General features: G+C 74.4%; 1 protein-coding gene. It reads left to right on the top strand.

Going from position 1 to position 1,808, the window contains the following annotated elements; all coding sequences use genetic code 11:
- Positions 1 to 566: 566 nt before the first annotated feature.
- Positions 567 to 1,718, top strand: a complete 1,152-nt coding sequence (locus OO63_RS41035; RefSeq protein ID WP_030362702.1) for a GGDEF domain-containing protein — start codon at positions 567 to 569, stop codon at positions 1,716 to 1,718.
- Positions 1,719 to 1,808 lie beyond the last annotated feature (90 nt).

Here is a 1,808-nt window from a genome sequence, read left to right as displayed (position 1 = left end):
CCCACCCGCCCGCCCGTGATCGTGGGGCCAGTCGCACCGAGCCCCATCATCGCTGCGCCGCACCGGAGGCGCGAGGTGGGTGGTGCTGGTGGCAGCCTCGGCAGCTTCGGCAGCCCTGGCGGCCCCGGTGGTTTCGGCAGCCCTGGCGGCCCCGGTGGTTTCGGCAGCCCTGGCGGCCCCGGTGGTTTCGGCAGCCCCGGCAGCCCAGGCGGCTTCGGCAGCCCAGGCGGCTTCGGTGTCTCCGGCGGCTTCGGTGGCTTCGGCGGCTTCGGTGGCTTCGGCGGCTTCGGTGTCTCCGGCAGCCCCGGCGGCTTCGGCGTCTCCGGCGGCCCCGGCGGTCCTGGCCCCGGAGGCTGTGACTGCCCTGGTGGCCCTGACTGCCCTGGTGGCCCTGACTGCCCTGGTGGCCCTGACTGCCCTGGTGGCCCTGACTGTCCTGGGAGGGCCTGACAGTCCTGGAGGGCCTGACAGTCCTGGGGCTGCGAGCAGCCGGTCCGGAGTGAGGGCGTGTGTGAGATTTTGTTCGCAGTATCTCTCTGTGGGTGAAATGTCCGTAACCTGGAGCAATGGGTGAGGACGTTCGGCTGCGTGCCGTAGTGGCCCTGGCGCAGGGTATGGCTGCCGCGCACACTCCGCGTGAGTCCTGGCGGGCGGCCGCCCAGGGGGCGCTGCTCGCCCTGGGCGGGAGCTTTGCCGCGCTGTCCGTGTGGGAGCGGGAGCGCGGGCGGCTGCGCGTGCTCGCCAACGTCGGTGAACGCGCCCCGGGGGAGGAGGAGTTCCCTGAGGGGGAGGCCTACCCCGTGCATCAGTTCCCGGAGATCACCGAGTTCCTGCACGAGCGGTGGGCCGGGGGCGGGGAGCCGCACGCGTGGGTGGAGACGGCGGGTGGGCCCGGGGACCGGGAGCGTGCGGGGTACTGCCACCAGCGGGTGGCCGCGCTGCGCAGGCGCGGGCGCGGGTGTTGCGTGGTCGCGCCGATCGTGCTGCACGGGCGGGCCTGGGGCGAGCTGTATGTGGCGCGGCCCGTGGGGGAGCCCGTCTTCGAGCGGGGTGACGCGGACTTCGCCTCCGTGCTCGCGGCCGTCGTCGCCGCGGGCATCGCTCAGACGGAGCGCCTCGAGGAGGCGCGGCGGCTCGCCTTCACGGACTCCCTGACCGGGCTCGCCAACCGGCGCGCGGTCGATCTGCGGCTCGACGAGGCCGTGGAGCGGCACCGGGTCGAGGGGGCGGTGGTCAGCCTCGTCGTGTGCGACCTGAACGGGCTCAAGCAGGTCAACGACAGCCTCGGGCACGCGGTGGGGGACCGGCTCCTCGAACGGTTCGGGTCGGTGCTGTCGCTGTGCGGGGCGATGCTGCCGGGGGCGCTGGCCGCGCGGCTCGGCGGGGACGAGTTCTGTCTGCTCTCGGTGGGGCCTTCGGCGGACGAGGTGGTGCGGGTCGCCGATGAACTGTGCGTGCGGGCGGACGAGTTGGAACTCGGGGACGGGGTCGCCTGCGGCGTGGCGTCGACCGGGGATCCGATCGGGGCGGTGCGGTCGGCTCGACGCTTGTTCCGGCTTGCGGACGCGGCCCAGTACCGGGCCAAGGCGGCGGGGGCGGCCAAGCCGGTGGTGGCGGGGCGGGAGGGCCCTGCGGGGGGCGAGGACCCGGTGATTCGGCTCGCGGATTCGGAACGGCCTGCGGGGGAGGGCGAGCGGAGGCGCTTCCGCGGGCGGTAGCACCCGGGGCACGGCTACCGACTGACGGCCCGCAGCCGCCGAACAACCGCACCTGGCAGAGGCGACCAGAAGCCCGCGGCGGGCTGGAAA

The sequence above is a fragment of the Streptomyces alboflavus genome (assembly GCF_000716675.1).
In the GTDB taxonomy this organism is placed as follows: domain Bacteria; phylum Actinomycetota; class Actinomycetes; order Streptomycetales; family Streptomycetaceae; genus Streptomyces; species Streptomyces alboflavus.
Note: the sequence above shows the minus strand (reverse complement) of the source record. Positions and strands in the feature narration are given on the sequence as shown.